Here is a 17,937-nt window from a genome sequence, read left to right on the forward strand (position 1 = left end):
AAAGGAGAGATCCCCCATGCAAGAGCACTTTCATTTTACTACAGATCCAGCCAAACTTCAAAAACAATATGCCGCTATTTTCTGTTTTGTTTCTGCCCAACTGTCGTTGATTCAAATGTATCTTCATCGCCGCAACCGTCACTTGGTCAAGCAAGAAGACGAAGTGGTCATGGCGGTTCACCTTTTGGGGAAGCTGCTGGGCTTTTCTTCCGAACGAGCCTGGCATCGTTTTGTCACGGGAAATTTGTTCACAAACGGCTCGTTTCTTGAACGCTCCCGATACAACCGCCGCTGCCGGGCGCTTGGTTTCGCCATCAAATGGATCCGTCATGAGCTGGCGAAACGTGGCCAACACCATGCTTATGCGGTCGTCGACAGCTTGCCTCTTCCGTTGTGCCATCCCGCAAGAATGCAGCGCGTCAAGCGATTTCGAGGGATCGCGGATATGGGGTATTGTGCTTCCAAAAAGCAATGGTACTACGGTTTCAAGCTGCATCTTCAAGTGACCAATCAAGGGCTGGCCATGGGCTATGTCGTGACGGAAGCGTCCTGCCACGACGTCAAAGCCGCTGAAACGGTGATGACTCAAATCCCTCATCCCTACAACTTTGGGGACAAAGGGTACATCAGCCACGCTCTTCGAGAAAAGCTGTACGAAGAACACCAAGCCGCGTTCTGGACACCGTCTCGACACAATCAAAAGCACGGCCCATCCAAGGCATGGGAAGAATGGATCAGGAAAAAACGCAAAGTCATCGAGACGGTGTTTTCGATTCTCGTAGACCAATACCGGATCACCGACATTCGAGCGAATTCCATTACCGGGTTTGAAGTGGCACTCGATGGCATCTTGTTGGCGTATTCCCTGGTCACACTAGGGCTAGTTGAGCGCTGACGCTCAACTAGCACCACGGGTTCTCTTTTATATCAATGATTGAGAGGAATTTTGTTTGCCTATCGACTGTCGAACTTGGGTTCAAAGTATGTTATTTAAAAATTTAAATAACCACCTAGTAAGGTGGCTCTTAAGTCATAAATTCTTTCTTGGCGACTCGGTCTTGTTAATACATATTTGGCAAATCCAAAATCCACTCAACCCATTTGCTGACTGTGTGCGCTCTTCTTTCATATGTAGAGTCTGAATTGACATTATAAAGTTTACATCTTCTCATTATTTCAACTACTCTCCCCTTTTCTGGAGGAGCACCATTTTGAATATACTCAAGAAGAACTTGTTTAAATGGTTCATGAGCTAAAATGCAACCTGCTAAGCTCAAATATTTTTGCTTAAAGCTCTTTCTCATTATTTCTCTACCTTTATTTGATAATGTAAACATAACTTTCCTTGTCTCTCTATCAGTGTACCTTTCAATTAATCCTAGATACATTCCAGCTGTTGTATAATAGTATGTTTGTCTCTCATCAAAGTCATAATTTAAAGTAATAGTGTCTCTGTCTAAATCACTCTCGACCAGTAACCCTAGAAGGTCAACTATCCGAGGAAATAAGTCAGCTTGAGGAAAAGCTATTTGTGGCTCCGGTTGAACTTTTGTTGTGTTTACCACCTCAATAATGTCCTCCAATTCTATCTCCTCATGAGCAATAACATAATCTTTTTGCTCAACCAATTTCAAAGAGTTGTACCTCATTGGGTCGGTAAATTCAAATATAAAAAAGCTAAAAATATCGTTTGAGTACGTAAAAAATACTGGTCTAACTTCTTTATATGTTTTCCCTTGCCACAAGCGGTACGGATAATAAAGTTGACGAATAAGAAAATCCTCAACCATTTCATTTTTCGCTTCAACAATCATAAATTGATGAGCACTCTCATATCCGCCATCAATTTCTACTTGTGAGTTAGTAACATTAATTTTGAGGTCATTTCCCTTTTTAGTTCTAATATTAAAGTCAAACTTGTTAGAGGACATCTTCCCAGAGACAGTCTGGAAGGCTTCCTCTCCTAGAACGTCCTCAATCATTCCAGTTATAGCAGCACAATGAAGAGCTGAGCTTTCTGAATAAAGGTTCGTCGGATCAATAGTTGTAATGTCACTTGGAAAGCTCACTTGAGTCGGTTTTATTTTTTGATTATAGGTTACTTTTTGATAAACATCAAATTGACCTATAACATATTTTGAGCGTGAAATTGGCAAAATAGATAAACCGTTTTTTTTAAATAGCTTTGGCAAGTTGCTACTATGGTCAAACTTTGCCATTAACCTTGGCTCTCGTTCTTCTTTTATTGTCTTGGCCTCAATTTCATAAAAACCTTTTTTCTGAATTTCTTGGAGAATGTTATAACGTTCAAATAACCTCTCCCAAGCTTTATCTGTCAGGTTCATAATTCATCACCAATACTTCGTCAATTTTTCCTCTCCTCGAAGCATTTGCATTGATGTTTCTATTCGCTGAAACAACCTCAATGTGAAAATCTTTGTATAAGTCCTTTATAAAATCAGTCGCCGAGTTACTTAATAACACCTTGCACCCTCGTTTATCTAGTTCAACGAACAAATCTCTCAACCTAATCTGGTCATCTTTATCAAATCCGTATAAACTGTAACCAGTAAAAGAAGAAGTATCTGAAACAGGGTCATAAGGAGGGTCAAAATAAATGAAATCTCCTTTTTTGGCGTTCTCTACAGCTTTTTCAAAATCAACATTTAGTATAGTTATATCATTAGAATTTAGATAGTTATGAACAGCTCTTAAAACAATTTCATTCACTATTTGAGGGTTTTTATATTTGCCAAAAGGAACATTAAAGTGGCCTTGGCTGTTTACACGAAATAAACCATTAAAACACGTTTTATTTAAGTAAATAATTCGTGATGCCTTCTCAACCAAGGAAAGCTCCTTAAATTCTTCTTTACGATCTAAATCACGAATTGCATAAAAATATTCTTTTTCATTTTTGTGTTTTTTTAAATCATTTATAAGCTCGTCAACGTGGTCTCTTATAGCAATATAGGTATTGATAAGTTCAGTATTAACGTCATTAATTACAGCCTTCTTAGGTTGAATATCAAATAATACTGCTCCAGCACCCAGAAATGGTTCGTAATAAGTGTTTATCTTTTTAGGAATATATTTACGTATTTCCGGAAGTAACTGACGTTTACCTCCTGCCCACTTTAAAAAAGGTTGTGCTAGCTTATTTTTTGCCACTGCAACTTCTCTCCCTTAATTTACCACAAATCCTAAATTAAGCTATCCCTGAACAAGGATTCTACATTCTATCATATCATTAATCCCAAAACAAATAAATCGCCGTTTTTTAATAGAAACAAGTAAATAGTACTAATTCTTTGTAACTATTCACCCCAGTGCTAGTGTATAAAAAAGCCCAGCACAAATAGGGCATTTCGGTCATAGAAAATGCCCTAGGTAGCGGAAAGAACTCGATCGATCGTTTCGCCTGCCAACAGAAGACATAACGAATCCCACACGTTTTTTTCGTGTTTCGTCAGTGTGGAAACGATGCTTCTTGCGATGCAAAACGACTGCGCGAATGTTTCTTCGCGAAACGTACCCGAAATGTTCTCTTTGACTTTGACCATGCGAAGATCGCGTTCGGCTTGGTTGTTATCAAAGGGAACATGTACTTCACGTAAGAAACGCAGCGCTTCTTCCTTTCGTTTTTGAAGGCGTCGAACAAAAGCGAGTGCTTTTTTCGGAAGAGGCGTCATCGTTTCTAATCGGTGTTGTGCTCTTTCTAGGATGCGATCATACACTCGTTCCCACCGTCTCGCTTCTTCTTCGGAAAGTGCACCGTGATGGGCTTCGACGGCTTGCTTGGCGGCTAACAGAAACGTGGTCATGCGCATCGCCCACGTATGCCCCTGTTCGATGAATCCTTTTAACTCACGCAAATGGTGGGCATGACAAAGGGCATGGGTGGCATGTGTGTATTTCGGATACGTACCGAACGCATCGTGCATCATCGTCCCTTCATATCGGGGAAGAATCCCGATCTCATCGGTCGCTTTTTTTCCACGAGAAGCGTGAGGAGCCAAGTATGTATATCTCGATGTACACGCGACATGCACCCATGCGAGTTTCCCCTTGATGCGCAAACTCGTTTCATCGACATGCAGGATGTTGGATTCAAGTAAGGCGTCTTCGATGATGTCCATATTTGATTCCAACGCTTCGCGTCCTCGTTTCACCATATTGGCAAGAGTTCCCGTACTAATCGAGTGTTGATATAACGCTTCGATTGTATCACTTAAACGCTTGTACGGGATCAATTGGATATGATGTAAATAAACAACGAGCGCCGTGAGCCGTGGACCGTATTGCACATGATTCGTGACATGGGATGGGAATTCGGCTTGTTGCACGCATCGACAATGTGGACACGATTTCACTTCACGTTCATGTTGTGTCACCTCGATCGCCACAGGAGGGACATCAAACACTTGACGGATATCGACTTTGAACGGTTTGACTTCACGCAAAGAAGCTCCACATCCTTGACACGTATGCACACGGTGGACGACACGATGATGTGGATGTTCCACTTGACGGAGCGTCTTCCCCTCATGTCCCTCTTGCCCACCAGGCTTTTTGCCAGACGGCTCGCGGGAGGAACGCTTTTTCTCAAAACGGTCAGAAGATGGGGGCCAATGGCTATTGGAGCTGTTTTTTTTCGTGCGTGCTTCCAGCTCTTGAACACGGTACTTCAGTTGTTCATTTTCTTTGCGTAGTTGTTTGTTTTCGTGACGCAAATGTTCATTTTCTTGAATGAGTTGATGAATGAGCTGTTTTTGTTGTTGAACTTTGCCGATTAAGCTCTCAACTGTAAATACAGCTTGTTGTACCGTCAACATGCGATTCACCTCCTTGTCTATCAATATTCACATCATAGACAAGGAAAGAAGAAAATATTCAGCTCACTTTATGATGTGGCTGAATAGTTACAATTCTTTCTTCGCCTATATAGACAGGATGATAGACTGGTAATGTTTAATTTGTAAAACCCGCCATATTTGGCATTTACATTTATCATAAATCACCTCCTTTCCGTTTGAAAGTAGTTAGGCTCTGTATACATCAATAAAAGAATCAAGCCCTTTTTCTTTCAACTCCCTTACTCGTTTTTCAGCATTTTCTCGATCCGCGAAACTGCCTGCCACCACTCGGTAGAATACCTTCCCACCGTCCGACGGCTTCGGTACAGGCTTTGCCTCTAACGTGGGCTTCGCTTTCGCTTTCCACCCATGCGCTTTGGCCAGCCCGTGTGCATGTGCAAGTGCGATCTTCCGTAGACTGTCATCCGACTTCAGAAAATCAGCATCATTTTTATTGTCAATAAACCCATTCTCGGTCAGAACGGCCGGCATCCTCGTCTCGCGGAGAACGGCAAGGTTCGCCTCTTTCTTCCCGCGATTAACAAATTTCGTTTCGGCAACAATGGTATCGTGTAAAACGTTTCTCAATGCCTGCGTTTTCGGCTTGCTCGGGTACGAACCATTATAAATGTACGACTCGAATCCCGTGCCGCCGCCAGCGTTGATGTGAATGCTACAAAAGTGATCCGCGTTGAGTCGGTTGGCAAAAGCCGCGCGCTCGCTTAGGCTAAGGAATACGTCTTTTTCGCGCGTGAGGTATACCTTGACATTTTCATATAGTTCATTAATGTATTCGCGCGTATAGAGCGCAATTTTTAACGTCAAATCTTTCTCGCGCAAGCCGTTTCTGACAGCGCCAGGATCGTAACCACCGTGACCAGGATCGAGGACTTGAATGAATTCATCCATGTCAATTCCTCCTTTATATTTTTGATGCAAATAAAAAAGACGCCCTGTCAGGCGTCTTTCTTTTTTGGGTTAATTGTCGGCTTTCTCGGTTAACTTCTCATCGGCAAAATGAGTTTTGTTGAAATATAGGTCTAAGTCGTGAAGAACTTGGTGAATCTCGTTATAAATTTCATCACCTTTTTTCGCATCGTTCTGAATCGCTTGATTCACCAAATCCTTTGCTTTTTCTAGCTCATCCTTTTTCTCTTCTCCGTTATATTTAATTCTGTCTAAATTTCCCTTTAGTTCTTTCAGAATTCCTCTATAATCTTCGTTCGTTAAACTCGTTCCCCCATTATTCACGCTTGCTTTGTCCACGAAAATGGCCGAATTAAGATGCGCGAAGTAGAGTTCATTGTTTGATTTATAATCAGGGTTATTGTTCGGATCAGCTCCGACAGTCAGCCATTCTTTTTGTTCCTGCTCTGATTGTTGCTGTGCCTTTACAGGTTTAGTTTGGGCGTCTTTTTCATTCACTACGAAAAACAAACCGCCACCCAATAACACAACAGCGACTAATAATCCAAAAATCCATTTGCCCAACTTGAATCCTCCCCCCTTGCCTTATTGGTCGTTACCATTTTAACCAATTTTTTAATTCCTTTCAAATGAAGGAGCGCCAATTCGGGCGCCCCTGCACCTTAATAATCATCGATACACCATGAAAGAATATGTTGTTACCACTCCCGTATATTCTTCATTTTCTCTGGCTTGATAGTACATACGGACTCTGTATCGTCCCTGTTTCTTTCCGGCCAAATAAAATTTTTTGACCGGCGTTTGATGCCTATAGTATCCCGTTTGCAATTCGACAGCCTTCCAATATCCGTCATAGATTTCTAGTGCCATCACATAATCCCAAGTCGGCGCAATGAAACCATCACCATTCGGGTCTGCGATCCCTCCGCCTTGGTAATGGGCGGTCACATCAATGGAAGTGGCATTTTTGGTATAATAGCTGGCGTCTGTGCAGACAACATGCGGCATCATGAGTTCACTGCAAGGCATATTTCAACCATCCTTTCCCATTATTTTTCGTCGTTTTCGTCACTTTTGTTATTGTTCTTGTAGACCCCAATTGCCGCTAACAAACCAAAAACGCCGGAAACGATGATCTCCAGCGCTCCCTCGATTTGTGATGGGTCATCGACTTTCGCGATATTCGCAATGACAAGGGCGGCGATCGGGATGAAATACCCGATGATTTTTTTCCAATCCTTCATCACAACTCACCTCCTTTATGGACAAGATAAATAAGGGCGAATAAAAAACCTAACAGCCAAGGAGTGATGGCTGTTAGGATCGCGCTAAACCACATTTTCTTGAATTCTTTTTTCTCGGCCTCTTTTTCTTGGATCAGAACAAGCGCTTCGCTTGCCTTTTGAAACGCTTCTTCCGCCTTTTTCAAGGCGTTCCGGCTTCTCTCATCAGCTTCACTGGCCATGGACGTTTTTTCCTCCAAACGAATGATTCGTTGTTCCAGTCTGTCCAATGACGACGACACTCCATTTAGCGAGTCATAAATCTCTCGCAGTGTAATTGTCACCCCGTTTCCGTCATGTGAAATGCCCATGGCTTCACCCCCTTTCATGGGATATAAGTGAATATCCGCGGGTCTTCTTGCCCGATTGTCCACATCGCCACACCTTTACAGCCGTATCGCATGGTGTATTCGGCGGCTTTGATGAAACTTTCAAGGTCGCCGTTCCACGCAATCGAATAGCCTTCCGAATCGCCGACATAGAAATTGCGCAGCCATACACCGGCATCGACCATACGAATACGGATGGTTTTCTCTCCTTGCCAAGAAGGCACGGTCACAATCGGGAGATTTTCGTAGTCATTGGAAATCTTAATGCCTAACCCTTCATCGGGGTCAAAGCCCGAATATACAAGATAGCCTAGCTCGTCATAGCTGTACGGCCGCGTTTCTTCAAGTGCAACATGTTCCACGCCGTCGATGATCGCCGCTACCTTCTCCATGGGCTCATAACGATCGTTGGTGGCGATTTGCAGGCGATAGCACTTCACGCGACAACCACTCGCATATACACCGTGCGCTCCCTTGTTTGGCGGCGCCGGAAACGTTTGTGTACTCGGATAGTCGATGACTTCCGTGTTCCCGACCATGCACTTGATATGATTGCCGTACACTCGAACCTTGAATGTGTAGCGTTGTCCGAGCGTCAACGTGAGTGGAGCAGACGCTAACACTTGGCTGTTTCCGCCACTTTCATATTTGAGATAAAATCGTCCGGCTCGATGATCGGCAACAAAGGCGTACCCTCGCCCGATTTGTCCGGCTTGATCGGCGCAAAAGCGAATGCCGTACACAGCGTTTCTATCGTTCACGTCAGCGCGCAAATCCGCTTCGATATGAGCGTTCATCTCGTATTGGCGGTTGACGATCAATTGCATAGACTGTGTCCTTGTATCGGCGAATACGTGCGCTTCCTCGGTGCTTGTCGCCGCATAGGGGCGCCATGATCCAAATGAGTATCCCCTGCTCACTGGAGCGCCGACGCATCGTTGCAAGTTCGGATCGGGGTTAGAACCCGGCGGAATGTAATTTGAATCAACGTGCAGGTAGTATCTCGTCTGTGCCAAGTCCGCAATGCCGCTTCGGACATGTGGCCCGAACAGGTCTTCCCAAATGATTGCCGGACGTGGAGGGCGGCGCAATAGTTCGCCTGTGATCGTCATGTTCGCCGGAAAGGAGGCCTGCACTTTTGAAACGATCCCGTTTGTCACTTCTCCCCGTTTCCACGTCGGCTGCAAATTGACGCGATACTCGACTTCCCCGCCCGACATGCCATGCTCAAACGCCTCGCAAACGATAAACCCTAGAATTTGCGCATCGTCTTCGCATATGCCAACCTCAATCGTGTTTGAAGTGCCAAACGAAAAAACACCGCAGTCGTAGAAATGCCTGTCGGGATTGACGTAGAACGGATACCATTCGGGCTGATTTCCTTTTTCTCCGATGACAAAGCCCTGTCCGTTCACGCTGATGGGAATTCGCGGGTTTAGATACGGGAAATAGACAGCGGCGATCAGCCGATAGCTTCCCGCTTCTGGCAGGGTGAATGAGTAGTACAAGCGCCCGTCCTTCCCTTCGTTGCCTTCTGCCGGTTCGCATGTGTTCAGGTCTTTGTTGTAGTTGTACACTGCTGAATGCGCCGAATAGCCGTAAAATGTGTAGCCGGACAGTGTATCACGCGGCATCCAAGTCGTGCCTGTTCGCGTGTTCCCCATCCGGCTCGTCACATCGTTCAATATTTTCTTGATGCCCGTGAACTTCGCTCTTTGGTGCTTCGAATAGCTTGTGATGTAGTCCTGTCCGTTGTACGTATCACGGAAAATCACGGTTTGATCGTTAAACGTCTTTAACGTTGCGAACTGCACCGCAAATCGGTCATACACATGCAAATACGTCTTTTCGTAGGATGATTCTTCATCATGGAATCCGGCATATGGAATGAACGATTGATTATACCAAACAAATTCGTCATTCTCGTTTCTACTGCCAGCGTTATGCTTGAACAATCCGTTTTGCCATTGTATAATTTGCCAATATCTGACGATTGTCCCTGTCCGCTTCTCATTCAACTGCCAACGGCGTCCATATGCGGCTGTTCCGACATACACCTTCTCTGGTTGCAGTACATTTTGGACATGATCTAACACCTGTTCGAGCCACCATAATGGGGTAGATGCTCCAGGCGCAGTATTGCCCGACGAGAAATCATAGGACATGATTTGAAACTCGTCGATAGCCTGATTTCCGTTCAAATCCCTTCCGCTAGCAACGGTTCGATAGTCTGTCCATTGATACCAATACGGCTCAAAATCGCCCGTCATCGCATGAAGGTTCACGCGCAATTCCAGCCCTAACGGAATACAAACCTCGTTTTTCACCCTTACAAGCAAATCGCGATACTTTTCCGCTTCTTGATATGAGCGACTTCGAGACGAACTTTTCTCAAAGTCCATTTCAATTCCTTTGATCCGGTTTGGAAAACGCCCCATATACAGTTCGGCAATTTTCCGCAATTGTCGGATGAACGTGTCTTGTGCATTGTTCACATTATCCAACACAGGTTCGACACGGCTCTCGCCGAAACAAACCATTTGGAGCGACCATTTGATGTTCGGGTAATTGTCTACCAAAAAACGTAACGAGTCCCTCATCCAATATCGGATAGCCGACTCGTCCGATGTAAGCACCGGATATGACTCTCCGGCCTTGTAATGATAAATGGAGCCGTCGGCCAACACGCCGAAATCGTGAAGTCCAAAAGCGTAGATTTTGTCGTGATGCTCTAAAAACGCATACCAAAAGTTCCTTTGATCGCCGCCCCATCGTTTCCATGCTTTGGGATCAATAATCTCCCATACGCCTGTCGAGACTTCTCGCGCATATTGCTCAAATTCAGCGTTTGACGGCTCATTTAGCGACCAAGATAACAGCTTTATCATGGCTTGGACTTCCCTTCCTGCCATTGAATGAGCTCAACAATTCCCCAAAAGCCAATGCCTGTATCTCGCATTTTTCCGTTGACAAGTTTGTAAAATTCAATGCGAATGCGGTTCGAGCCATAGGGCAAGCCCATGAATAGTTGCCGTTTAATCTTCAGCGTTCCCCCGCCGACATTCAGCGTACGGCTCGCCCGATTGGCCGGAACGCCGTTGATGGACGCCTCGTTCTTTGATCCCCACAGCCGAATCTCGCTTCCAGCCGCACCGCCTTCAAAGAAAAACTCGCGGCTGTATCTCTTGTTTAAGGGATGTTCCGGCTCGTCGGGATATATCGTCCACATAGTCTCCATAGTTGGTGGAAATCCGCAACAAATCGAAGTCGTTTTTCGCGTATAGCGTGATGTCCACGACAGTAGTCGTCAGTTGACGTGAGAAGTCTGTTTCGTACACGTTTGGCACGATAATCGCTTCATGTCCTCGCCCGACGATGTTATAGAACCGGTTTTTCACATTTTCAAACACTCTTGGCTGATCTCCTAAATAGACGTCTCTGCCAACGGCTGTCGATGTTTCGTCCAATGTTCCGTATGCCGGTTGAAACCATTCGGCCGTGTTCGGGATGGCAGCAGTCACCTGCTCGCCTTCTTGCAATTGCAAGTCAGTGATGCGAATTGCCCCACCCCACGCCGCAGGTTTTCGGCGACTAGCTCGAACTCGATATAGTCCACTTTTTTGCGCTGAAACTTTGTCAGCGTGGCAAGGAATCGTGTCCAATCCCCTTTATTCATACCATCACCCGTCTAGCGACCAACGTGTTTCTGACGGATGCCCTTTCCACAAAGTCGCAATCGAACCGCTTTGTAGCATGATGTCGGTGACGTTGATTTGCCCCGATTGGCAATTCTCCATAACAAACCCAATTTCAATCGCAGAGACGCCTCTATCGGGGTTTTTCACTTCGATAACTTGATTGACAAGCTGAAACATCATGTCTCCTCACCTCCGGCCAGTGACAGCCAAATTGGCTCGTCTTCTGTTCCGTCCGCGTACTTGATGCGAATGTAAACACCGACGCGCCCCCTCCCGACTTGCAAGTTTTCCGCCGCCACTCGCATGCTGATGGAATACGAATCGCGATGGGAAGGGTAGACGATTTGCTTGAGCGTCTTGGTTTTTCCCTCTTCGGCTGTCGCCTTGAACGAAGCGTTGCCGCTGTACCCGTTGACCGGATCGATTTCCCATCCATTGTTCGTCCAATAGTTGAATCCGTCATCAGCACGGGAATTCATGAGGTAGTTAAAGACGCTCAAGTTCAGCAAATCTTGTCGGTCTACCGTGTCCTCGGATTCAAGAGCAGGCGCCGACTCTTGAACGCCCGTCAGCAAGTCAGACAGCGTCGGTTGTGGACGTTCAAGCTCCACTTCCGATTCCCACGGCTTTTTGATGTTGTACTTCCAACGAACAATGCGCTTCTTCTCGTTGATGCCCAATTCTTTGTCGTACACAAATACGTTGTCGCCAAGGGCGAACTGTTCATGGCTCAAGCCCGACATTCTCGAAAGGTCAGCGACTTTCATCACGTATGAAGCGGTCGGGCGCGAGAGGATGCTCAAAGCATATACGCCGCGCTCGTAAAGATGAAACGGGTTGGTGAAACGCTCGTCTTTCACGATCAGCACTTTCTTTTTGGTCGTATATTGATAGTTTTCAATATAGGGCAATCTTTCTGGATGGGCGTCTTCAATCGTCATGTTGTTTTTTCCGTACAAGTACAGCTTCGTTACGAGGTCTTTCGTGCTGTAATTCACTTCGATTTCTTTCATGTTTTTGCGATAGACGATAGACGCCCCCGAATCCCTTCCTTCCGGCCGCAAGAAGTCGACCGTGTTATTGCTTGTATTGAACCACAACTCGCCCGTAAAGACGTTGGGAAGCTCTCTCAAGGCTTTCAGGCGATTCGTCAATCCTTCTTCCAACTGAAGGTTTCGGCGTTCTGTCACTTCCACACGCCCGACTGACCATCCCGTTCCATCCAAAATATCCGCCATGATTTGTTCCGGTGTGGCGTCTTGCCAACTCCACACTTTCATCGGCTCGGTATATTGCAGGTCGTACCATGTCGCTTCGCAATACACAACAAGTTCAAGTCGCCCTCCCGCTCTCACTTTCGAGACATCGCGAATGAAATAACGCTGATTAACGACTTCAACGATGTTTTCATTTTGAATGTATTCTCGTTTTGGATCGTTGTATGGAAGGGAAAACGTCAGCGTATCCACACTGCCAATCTCTTGTTCCAAAATCGGGTCATCCGCGTTTTCCAATACGCCAAGCCGATTCCCGTCTTGGTCATACACGACCAATAAGGCGTTGGACAGTCGATTGTACAAGGGTTGCTGTCGTTGCGGCGGTTGGCTGTTGTATCGAATTTTCCCGAGTATGTTATACCGTCCGACTCTCAACTGATTGTATTTCAGCATAGCCGTCACCTCACGCCACGACTAGCCAAGGCGAGCAATAGGAACTTCGTTGAAACAACGCTCCACTTGCCGGAAACGTCGCTGGCATATCGCCAAAAGGAATGTTCGTCGCCCGATAGCCTCCATAGAACGTATGAGGATTGGGGCGTGGCGATAAATCTTGCAAGAATGTTTGGGCATCGAATTTCACGATCGGAATGGCGCTGACTTGGTTCAGTCCATCGTAATACGCTGTCGCCCCATCATGTCTTGCAATCCAATAAAAGCCTGCTTCTAATTCCAAATCAATGTCGACCATCCCCCAGCCCCCAGCCGCCGGAATGGTAATGACAGGGCTTTGGAACAGCAATTCGCTCGGTCGCAAGCCGTTGTCGCGATAAATACCAATCCGCAACGATACGTTCGTACTGGCTGAATTCAGTTTCATCGCCGCCTTATTGAATCGGGTTTTGGTTGGCAACGGAAACGGGAAAGCGTCAATCGTGTTGCCGTAGACTAGTATCCGAAACGCGGGCACGTGGCTGTTCGTGTTAGCCGTTCCATCAGCATTAATTGGATTGTAGTCACGCCGAAAATGGCTGACATACGTGCCCGACAAAGGATAAAACGGTTCTACTCCCGCTGGATTGTTGGCTAGTAGCAGCGAATGTTGATCCACAGCCTGTTGCAACGAAGGAATGCCCAAAACGCTTTCCTCGATGCTTTGTCTCCACGCTGAAACGTTCGTGATGTACGTAAAATCAGCCGCAATCGTATCGTTTAGGTTCTGTTGCTCATGAAAAACGACAACGCCGTGCGCCGGACTAATCTCGTATTCACTTGGGTCAACTTGGACGCCGTTTCGATAAATAACAGGCGCCGGATTGTCCAGCCAATTGCGAATCGTTCCCTCATAAATGCGATAACGGATAGTCGGATCATCTTGATCCGCCACCGGCGTCAATACATGCCCCGTCTCTTGCGCCGTCTGCATTTCCAAAACCGCCTGCATTTTGTTGATGTCGTGTTGCAAGCCCGAAATGTGCGCGGATAGAATATCTTGGCTCGTCAAATCACGATATGGGGTTTGCGCCATGGTTTCACCTCTTTTCTAAATCCATCGGCTTCGAGCATAGACGGTCGCTTTCTGAATGGTCGCGTTTCCTTCTGTGAAAAACTCAACCTCGTTTTCCTCTATGTCTAAAAACGGAAAATCCATCGAGTCTAAATGCTGATTCGCTGATCGCTTGTTCCCGTATCCATCGACAATGTAGGACGTGACAAGCTGGCTATCCAAGACAAGAGTCTCCCCTTGTTGCAACGTTCCCGAAAAACGTACGGACGTGAACGGCGTTCGCACGCCAATTGAGCCGCCGCTGTTTGTTCCTTGTATTTCAATCAGCGGTTCTGAATACTCGTTTCCTTTTTGGCGATTCACGACGTACACGCCCGTTCCGCTGAACTCGAACACTTCGTCCTCAATCGCGTAGTAGAACGGATCGGGACAAAAGAAGTTCAACGTTCCTTGTCCGGCGCGGATCAAATCGTCAATTTCTGTTTGATCCTGAATGATGGCGTTAATGTACTTGTCCGGCTCGTCTTCAAAGATGAGCGGCTTTGGCTCGCTCTTGTTCAGCTTTCCGGCCAAGAAACGTTTCAATTCAAAATATGACATGTCGAGGTGTTCAAAGATGACCACCTCGACAGGAACGACAATCGACTGATGCCGCTTCTCCAAGAAATACGCGCCATGCCTTCCGGCGATAGACATGGATGCGATTTCTTGCGGCGGCATTAAGGGGCGACCAATGTCTCGAACGAGTAGATACGGCGAAAGGTCAAACCCGTCATACGTAATCATAAGATGCCACCCCCTACGCCATTTGCCCTCATTTTCCCGATGCGCCGCTGACCGAGTTCACGGTCGATATAAGGCGTGACCACTCGCATGATTTCCCTGCCGTCCATGATGACAGGGACGACAATTTCTATTCTCTCTGTGCTTTGTTTTCCGCTGTTTTGCAGTTCTTCACGGATGATGCTTCGCAACATTCGTTGCGGCGCCACGATCTCGGGGTTTCCTGCTCCCGCGTCACCGACAATGGCTAGCGTCGGCTCGTCAACTACACCGCCTGTTGCCAGACGTGGAATGTTCGGAATGTTAAACCCAATCGAACCGCCGCCGCGTCCGCCAATCACCGGAACCCAGTCGGGAATCTTCGGAATCGGAATACGGACGCTGTTGATTGAGTTAATCATGCGGTTAATAAAGTCAATGACTTTGTTTACTGCGCCACGTACTGAGCTAACCACGCTGTCCCATGCTCTCGATGTCGCGCTTTTCACTCCGTTCCATACGCTCGAAATGATGTTGCGGATGCTATTGAATGCGCTCGAAATTCCCGAACGAATGCCGTTAATAACAGAACTGATTGCGCTTTTGATGCCATTCCATACACTCGATGTGACAGAACGGATAGCATTCCATACGGTTGAAATCACGTTCCGAATCGCGTTGAAAACAGAAGAAACCGCAGACTTAATCGCGTTCCATGCAGTAGTCAAAGCCGAACGAATGGCATTCCAGACCGTTGTCGTCACGGTGCGAATGACGTTCCACACGGTCGAAATCACCGTCTGAATCGCGCTGAACACTATCGATACGGCGCTTTTAATGCCGTTCCACGTTGCCGTCAACGCCGACTTGATCGCGTTCCATACGGTCGAGGTCACGTTTTTGATCGTGTTCCAAATGTTCGAGATCGCTGTTTTAATTGCGTCAAAAACGGTAGAAGCGGTCGTTTTGATGGTGTTCCACGCCGTTGACAAGGCTGATTTGATGGCGTTCCAAACCGTGATGGACACGCTCTTGATGCCTTCCCATACACTCACAAAGAACGCTCCAAGCGCGCTGAACACGGTTTGCGCCACGCTTTTGATCGCGTTCCATGAATTCGACAGAAACTTGCTGACAGAATCCCAGTTCTTCCATAGCAAAATGATGATCGCGATGAGTGCTCCTATCACGCCTATTACAATCAACACCGGCGTGGCAATCGCCCCAAAACTGACGCCAAGCACGCCCATCGCCGTAGCGATGGTAGACACAATCGGGGCGAGCGTCAAAAACAATCCGGTGATAATGCCAATCACGGTGACAATCGCCGCGATGGTTGCCGCCAATTTCGGGTTTTCAGAAATCCACTCCGCTACTTTGCTTACCACATCTGCAATCCCTCGATACGCCGGAGCTAGAGCCGTGTTTAAATCGTTGAACGCATTTTGCATTTGCACCATCGGGTCGGCATTCATTTGTTGCACTGTTTGATTGAACAAGTCTTGATTCTTGCTCGCATCACCCAAGTGCTTGTTCATGTTCAGGAGTGTTTCCGCGATGTTATCCCCTTGGTCTTCCCACATTGTCCCGAAAATAGCAACCCCTAGTGCGTTTCGCTTCGTTTCGTCATCTACATTCATTAGAGCTTTGGCAACCTGTTGCATAGCCGTCCGCCCTCGCTCACCGCCCGCGGCGACGGCCTGCCCCCATGCCTGCAACTGCTTTGCGGAGATGCCTGTTCCTTTCAAGAGTTCGACCGTCGTTTCATTCACGCCTTGTCCGAATTCTGCAAGACGGATGCGGCCTTCTTTCAGTCCGTCAAGCAGGTTGTCGATGTTCCATGTTCCCGTCTCGACCCCTGCGGCGAAAATTGCTTGAATCTCATTCGCCTCAAATCCGGCGCGGTTCAATTGTTGGCCGTACTCCGAAATGATGTCGAGCTGTTCAGGCGGAAATCCAATGCGCAACAGCGAATTGACAAGCCCAAGCGCTTGCTGATCCGACATTTCAAGCTCGCTGCCAATTTCGTTTACCTCTTGAATCAACTCTGTAAAGTCGATTCCCGAATAGGCGGCCGCGATCGCTCCAGCTCCTTCGACGATTTTCCGGTTTACCGCATCACTCGCATCGGCGTTCAGTGCGAATTGACGGCGCACGCCTTCTAGGGCACTTTCCGCGTCAATGCCATATGCTTTGACCGTATTTGTCGCTTCTTTAACCGTTTGAATGGACTCTGGAGGAACATCGAAGGATACGCGAATTTTCGTTTCCGTGTTTACGCTCTCTAACGCTTTCCCGACAACCGCTGAAATGCCTGCGCCTGTCGCCAAGCCGGACAGAACAGGCTCAAAATCAATGTCTTTCAGCGATTTTTGAGTATTCTCCGCTTCGTCTTGTAGTTTCTTGAGTTCGCCCCTTGCTTGAGATGTATCCACTTTCGGGGAGGGCATGGAACGGATGGTTTGCGTCAGTTCACGGATCGCCCCTTCAAGCCGGACAATCGAAGACATGTCGGCTTGAATGTCCAAGTCCGGCATCGACTCGATGGCACTTTCGACCGATTGGAATGCTTTTTCCGCGTTGCGTGTGACACGATTCAAAATGCCGGACACTTCATCCACGCCGGAAATGGCAATTTGAACAACTTGTTCCGCCATGCATCATCTCCCCTTTCGTACCAAACGCGCTCGTGAAGGGAGTTTTCTTCGCAGTTTCTCCGCTTCTTTTTGGCGCTCTTTTTGAATTTTGTTATGGTGCGCAATCAACAACTCCATTTGCAAGGGCGTCATATAAGGGATGTCAAGCGGCGAAATGCCGCACTCTTTCACAAGAAAATAAAAATTCCTCCCCTCAAGATTGAGGAAAGGAATCTTCATCATTCTCTACTGCTTCTTGGATTTGTTGTTTGTTTCCGATGCCTGTCAATTCGTAAATCCTAGCGGCGATCTCCTCCACCAATTTCGGTGGAAATTCGTTTTCCACGACCTGCTCTGTAATCATCGGATCAACCGTCCCGTATGCAACGGCTTTGATTGCCGCCCGTTTCCGGCCACGCAGGTTGGCCTTAGTATCGAACTGGAGCGTCTGTGCTACCTTGCCCTTCAGTGTTGGCGTTCCTTTCACTGACACGCCCTCCTGCATGAGTTCCTCGATTTCCAGCGCTTCTTTATTGTTGAGCGGCCGAATATCCACCTCAAATTCTTCTCCGTTCCACGTCACAGTTAATGTTTCTTGGTAGGCTGTCCCGTTCAAAACGCCGGCAGTCAATTTTTTCGCCATCGTTATCCCTCCATGTTTTCGATTTTCCGCCTAACGGCTTCATACAGACGTTTTTTGCAAGCCTAATAGTTTCATTCCC

At 46.8% G+C, this 17,937-nt stretch carries 18 protein-coding genes; 1 reads left to right on the plus strand and 17 read right to left on the minus strand.

The features are described from left to right. The first annotated feature begins 16 nt into the window (after window positions 1-16). Window positions 17-895 (plus strand): IS982-like element ISGsp1 family transposase, encoded by an 879-nt coding sequence (locus tag QSJ10_RS12360; protein WP_047818946.1) that lies wholly within the window; start codon window positions 17-19, stop codon window positions 893-895. A gap of 166 nt (window positions 896-1,061) precedes the next feature. Here the strand turns inward: QSJ10_RS12360 and QSJ10_RS12365 are convergent, their stop codons facing one another. From QSJ10_RS12365 to QSJ10_RS12445, 17 genes are all read right to left on the minus strand, one after another. Further along, window positions 1,062-2,345 carry a type II restriction enzyme gene (locus tag QSJ10_RS12365; RefSeq protein ID WP_287136241.1) on the minus strand — a complete coding sequence of 428 codons (1,284 nt, stop codon included), beginning with the start codon at window positions 2,343-2,345 and terminating at the stop codon, window positions 1,062-1,064. Next, complete coding sequence (locus QSJ10_RS12370; protein ID WP_287136240.1) at window positions 2,329-3,171, minus strand: DNA adenine methylase; 843 nt, start codon at window positions 3,169-3,171, stop codon at window positions 2,329-2,331. Before QSJ10_RS12370 ends, QSJ10_RS12365 begins: the two co-directional genes overlap by 17 nt. Before the next feature lie 215 nt (window positions 3,172-3,386). Then, the gene (locus tag QSJ10_RS12375) at window positions 3,387-4,835 is read right to left on the minus strand and encodes an IS66-like element ISBst12 family transposase (protein ID WP_289493435.1); all 1,449 of its coding nucleotides are present in this window, start codon (window positions 4,833-4,835) and stop codon (window positions 3,387-3,389) included. A gap of 207 nt (window positions 4,836-5,042) precedes the next feature. Further along, the gene (locus QSJ10_RS12380) at window positions 5,043-5,765 is read right to left on the minus strand and encodes an N-acetylmuramoyl-L-alanine amidase (RefSeq protein ID WP_053532691.1); all 723 of its coding nucleotides are present in this window, start codon (window positions 5,763-5,765) and stop codon (window positions 5,043-5,045) included. Window positions 5,766-5,834: 69 nt separating this feature from the next. Then, window positions 5,835-6,347 carry a hypothetical protein gene (locus tag QSJ10_RS12385; RefSeq protein WP_053532690.1) on the minus strand — a complete coding sequence of 171 codons (513 nt, stop codon included), beginning with the start codon at window positions 6,345-6,347 and terminating at the stop codon, window positions 5,835-5,837. Window positions 6,348-6,452: 105 nt separating this feature from the next. Then, entirely contained in the window at window positions 6,453-6,812 is a 360-nt protein-coding gene (yqgA, locus tag QSJ10_RS12390; RefSeq protein WP_053532689.1) for a cell wall-binding protein YqgA, read from the minus strand. A 20-nt stretch (window positions 6,813-6,832) separates the two neighbouring features. After that, the gene (locus QSJ10_RS12395; RefSeq protein WP_053532688.1) at window positions 6,833-7,027 is read right to left on the minus strand and encodes a hypothetical protein; all 195 of its coding nucleotides are present in this window, start codon (window positions 7,025-7,027) and stop codon (window positions 6,833-6,835) included. Further along, window positions 7,027-7,440, minus strand: a complete 414-nt coding sequence (locus QSJ10_RS12400; protein WP_230847141.1) for a hypothetical protein — start codon at window positions 7,438-7,440, stop codon at window positions 7,027-7,029. Before QSJ10_RS12400 ends, QSJ10_RS12395 begins: the two co-directional genes overlap by 1 nt. Next, entirely contained in the window at window positions 7,392-10,283 is a 2,892-nt protein-coding gene (locus tag QSJ10_RS12405) for a glycosyl hydrolase family 18 protein (RefSeq protein WP_053532686.1), read from the minus strand. Before QSJ10_RS12405 ends, QSJ10_RS12400 begins: the two co-directional genes overlap by 49 nt. Further along, window positions 10,280-10,624 (minus strand): hypothetical protein, encoded by a 345-nt coding sequence (locus QSJ10_RS12410; RefSeq protein WP_287136186.1) that lies wholly within the window; start codon window positions 10,622-10,624, stop codon window positions 10,280-10,282. The genes QSJ10_RS12405 and QSJ10_RS12410 overlap by 4 nt, the downstream gene beginning before the upstream one ends. A 451-nt stretch (window positions 10,625-11,075) precedes the next feature. Continuing rightward, a complete protein-coding gene (locus QSJ10_RS12415) occupies window positions 11,076-11,273 on the minus strand; it encodes a hypothetical protein (RefSeq protein WP_053532685.1) in 198 nt (65 codons plus the stop codon). Further along, entirely contained in the window at window positions 11,270-12,763 is a 1,494-nt protein-coding gene (locus tag QSJ10_RS12420) for a phage tail spike protein (protein WP_053532684.1), read from the minus strand. The genes QSJ10_RS12415 and QSJ10_RS12420 overlap by 4 nt, the downstream gene beginning before the upstream one ends. Window positions 12,764-12,773: 10 nt before the next feature. Beyond that, window positions 12,774-13,838 (minus strand): hypothetical protein, encoded by a 1,065-nt coding sequence (locus QSJ10_RS12425; protein ID WP_053532683.1) that lies wholly within the window; start codon window positions 13,836-13,838, stop codon window positions 12,774-12,776. 15 nt (window positions 13,839-13,853) lie between these two features. Beyond that, the gene (locus tag QSJ10_RS12430) at window positions 13,854-14,603 is read right to left on the minus strand and encodes a distal tail protein Dit (protein ID WP_053532682.1); all 750 of its coding nucleotides are present in this window, start codon (window positions 14,601-14,603) and stop codon (window positions 13,854-13,856) included. Then, complete coding sequence (locus tag QSJ10_RS12435; protein WP_230847139.1) at window positions 14,600-17,236, minus strand: phage tail protein; 2,637 nt, start codon at window positions 17,234-17,236, stop codon at window positions 14,600-14,602. The genes QSJ10_RS12430 and QSJ10_RS12435 overlap by 4 nt, the downstream gene beginning before the upstream one ends. Window positions 17,237-17,239: 3 nt before the next feature. Then, entirely contained in the window at window positions 17,240-17,458 is a 219-nt protein-coding gene (locus tag QSJ10_RS12440) for a hypothetical protein (RefSeq protein WP_287136187.1), read from the minus strand. Then, window positions 17,430-17,858, minus strand: coding sequence for a hypothetical protein (locus QSJ10_RS12445; RefSeq protein ID WP_053532680.1), 429 nt, complete (start codon window positions 17,856-17,858; stop codon window positions 17,430-17,432). The genes QSJ10_RS12440 and QSJ10_RS12445 overlap by 29 nt, the downstream gene beginning before the upstream one ends. Window positions 17,859-17,937 lie beyond the last annotated feature (79 nt).

The organism is Geobacillus stearothermophilus ATCC 12980 (genome assembly GCF_030369615.1).
GTDB lineage: Bacteria > Bacillota > Bacilli > Bacillales > Anoxybacillaceae > Geobacillus > Geobacillus stearothermophilus.

Bases quoted from the DNA above. Each gene is read 5' to 3' on its own strand.
- QSJ10_RS12445 (WP_053532680.1), bottom strand. From the start codon at position 17,858: ATGGCGAAAAAATTGACTGCCGGCGTTTTGAACGGGACAGCCTACCAA.
- QSJ10_RS12380 (WP_053532691.1), bottom strand. From the start codon at position 5,765: ATGGATGAATTCATTCAAGTCCTCGATCCTGGTCACGGTGGTTACGAT.
- QSJ10_RS12435 (WP_230847139.1), bottom strand. From the start codon at position 17,236: ATGGCGGAACAAGTTGTTCAAATTGCCATTTCCGGCGTGGATGAAGTG.
- QSJ10_RS12415 (WP_053532685.1), bottom strand. From the start codon at position 11,273: ATGATGTTTCAGCTTGTCAATCAAGTTATCGAAGTGAAAAACCCCGAT.
- QSJ10_RS12420 (WP_053532684.1), bottom strand. From the start codon at position 12,763: ATGCTGAAATACAATCAGTTGAGAGTCGGACGGTATAACATACTCGGG.
- QSJ10_RS12365 (WP_287136241.1), bottom strand. From the start codon at position 2,345: ATGAACCTGACAGATAAAGCTTGGGAGAGGTTATTTGAACGTTATAAC.
- yqgA (WP_053532689.1), bottom strand. From the start codon at position 6,812: ATGCCTTGCAGTGAACTCATGATGCCGCATGTTGTCTGCACAGACGCC.
- QSJ10_RS12375 (WP_289493435.1), bottom strand. From the start codon at position 4,835: ATGTTGACGGTACAACAAGCTGTATTTACAGTTGAGAGCTTAATCGGC.
- QSJ10_RS12405 (WP_053532686.1), bottom strand. From the start codon at position 10,283: ATGATAAAGCTGTTATCTTGGTCGCTAAATGAGCCGTCAAACGCTGAA.
- QSJ10_RS12395 (WP_053532688.1), bottom strand. From the start codon at position 7,027: ATGAAGGATTGGAAAAAAATCATCGGGTATTTCATCCCGATCGCCGCC.
- QSJ10_RS12410 (WP_287136186.1), bottom strand. From the start codon at position 10,624: ATGTGGACGATATATCCCGACGAGCCGGAACATCCCTTAAACAAGAGA.
- QSJ10_RS12360 (WP_047818946.1), top strand. From the start codon at position 17: ATGCAAGAGCACTTTCATTTTACTACAGATCCAGCCAAACTTCAAAAA.
- QSJ10_RS12430 (WP_053532682.1), bottom strand. From the start codon at position 14,603: ATGATTACGTATGACGGGTTTGACCTTTCGCCGTATCTACTCGTTCGA.
- QSJ10_RS12440 (WP_287136187.1), bottom strand. From the start codon at position 17,458: ATGATGAAGATTCCTTTCCTCAATCTTGAGGGGAGGAATTTTTATTTT.
- QSJ10_RS12425 (WP_053532683.1), bottom strand. From the start codon at position 13,838: ATGGCGCAAACCCCATATCGTGATTTGACGAGCCAAGATATTCTATCC.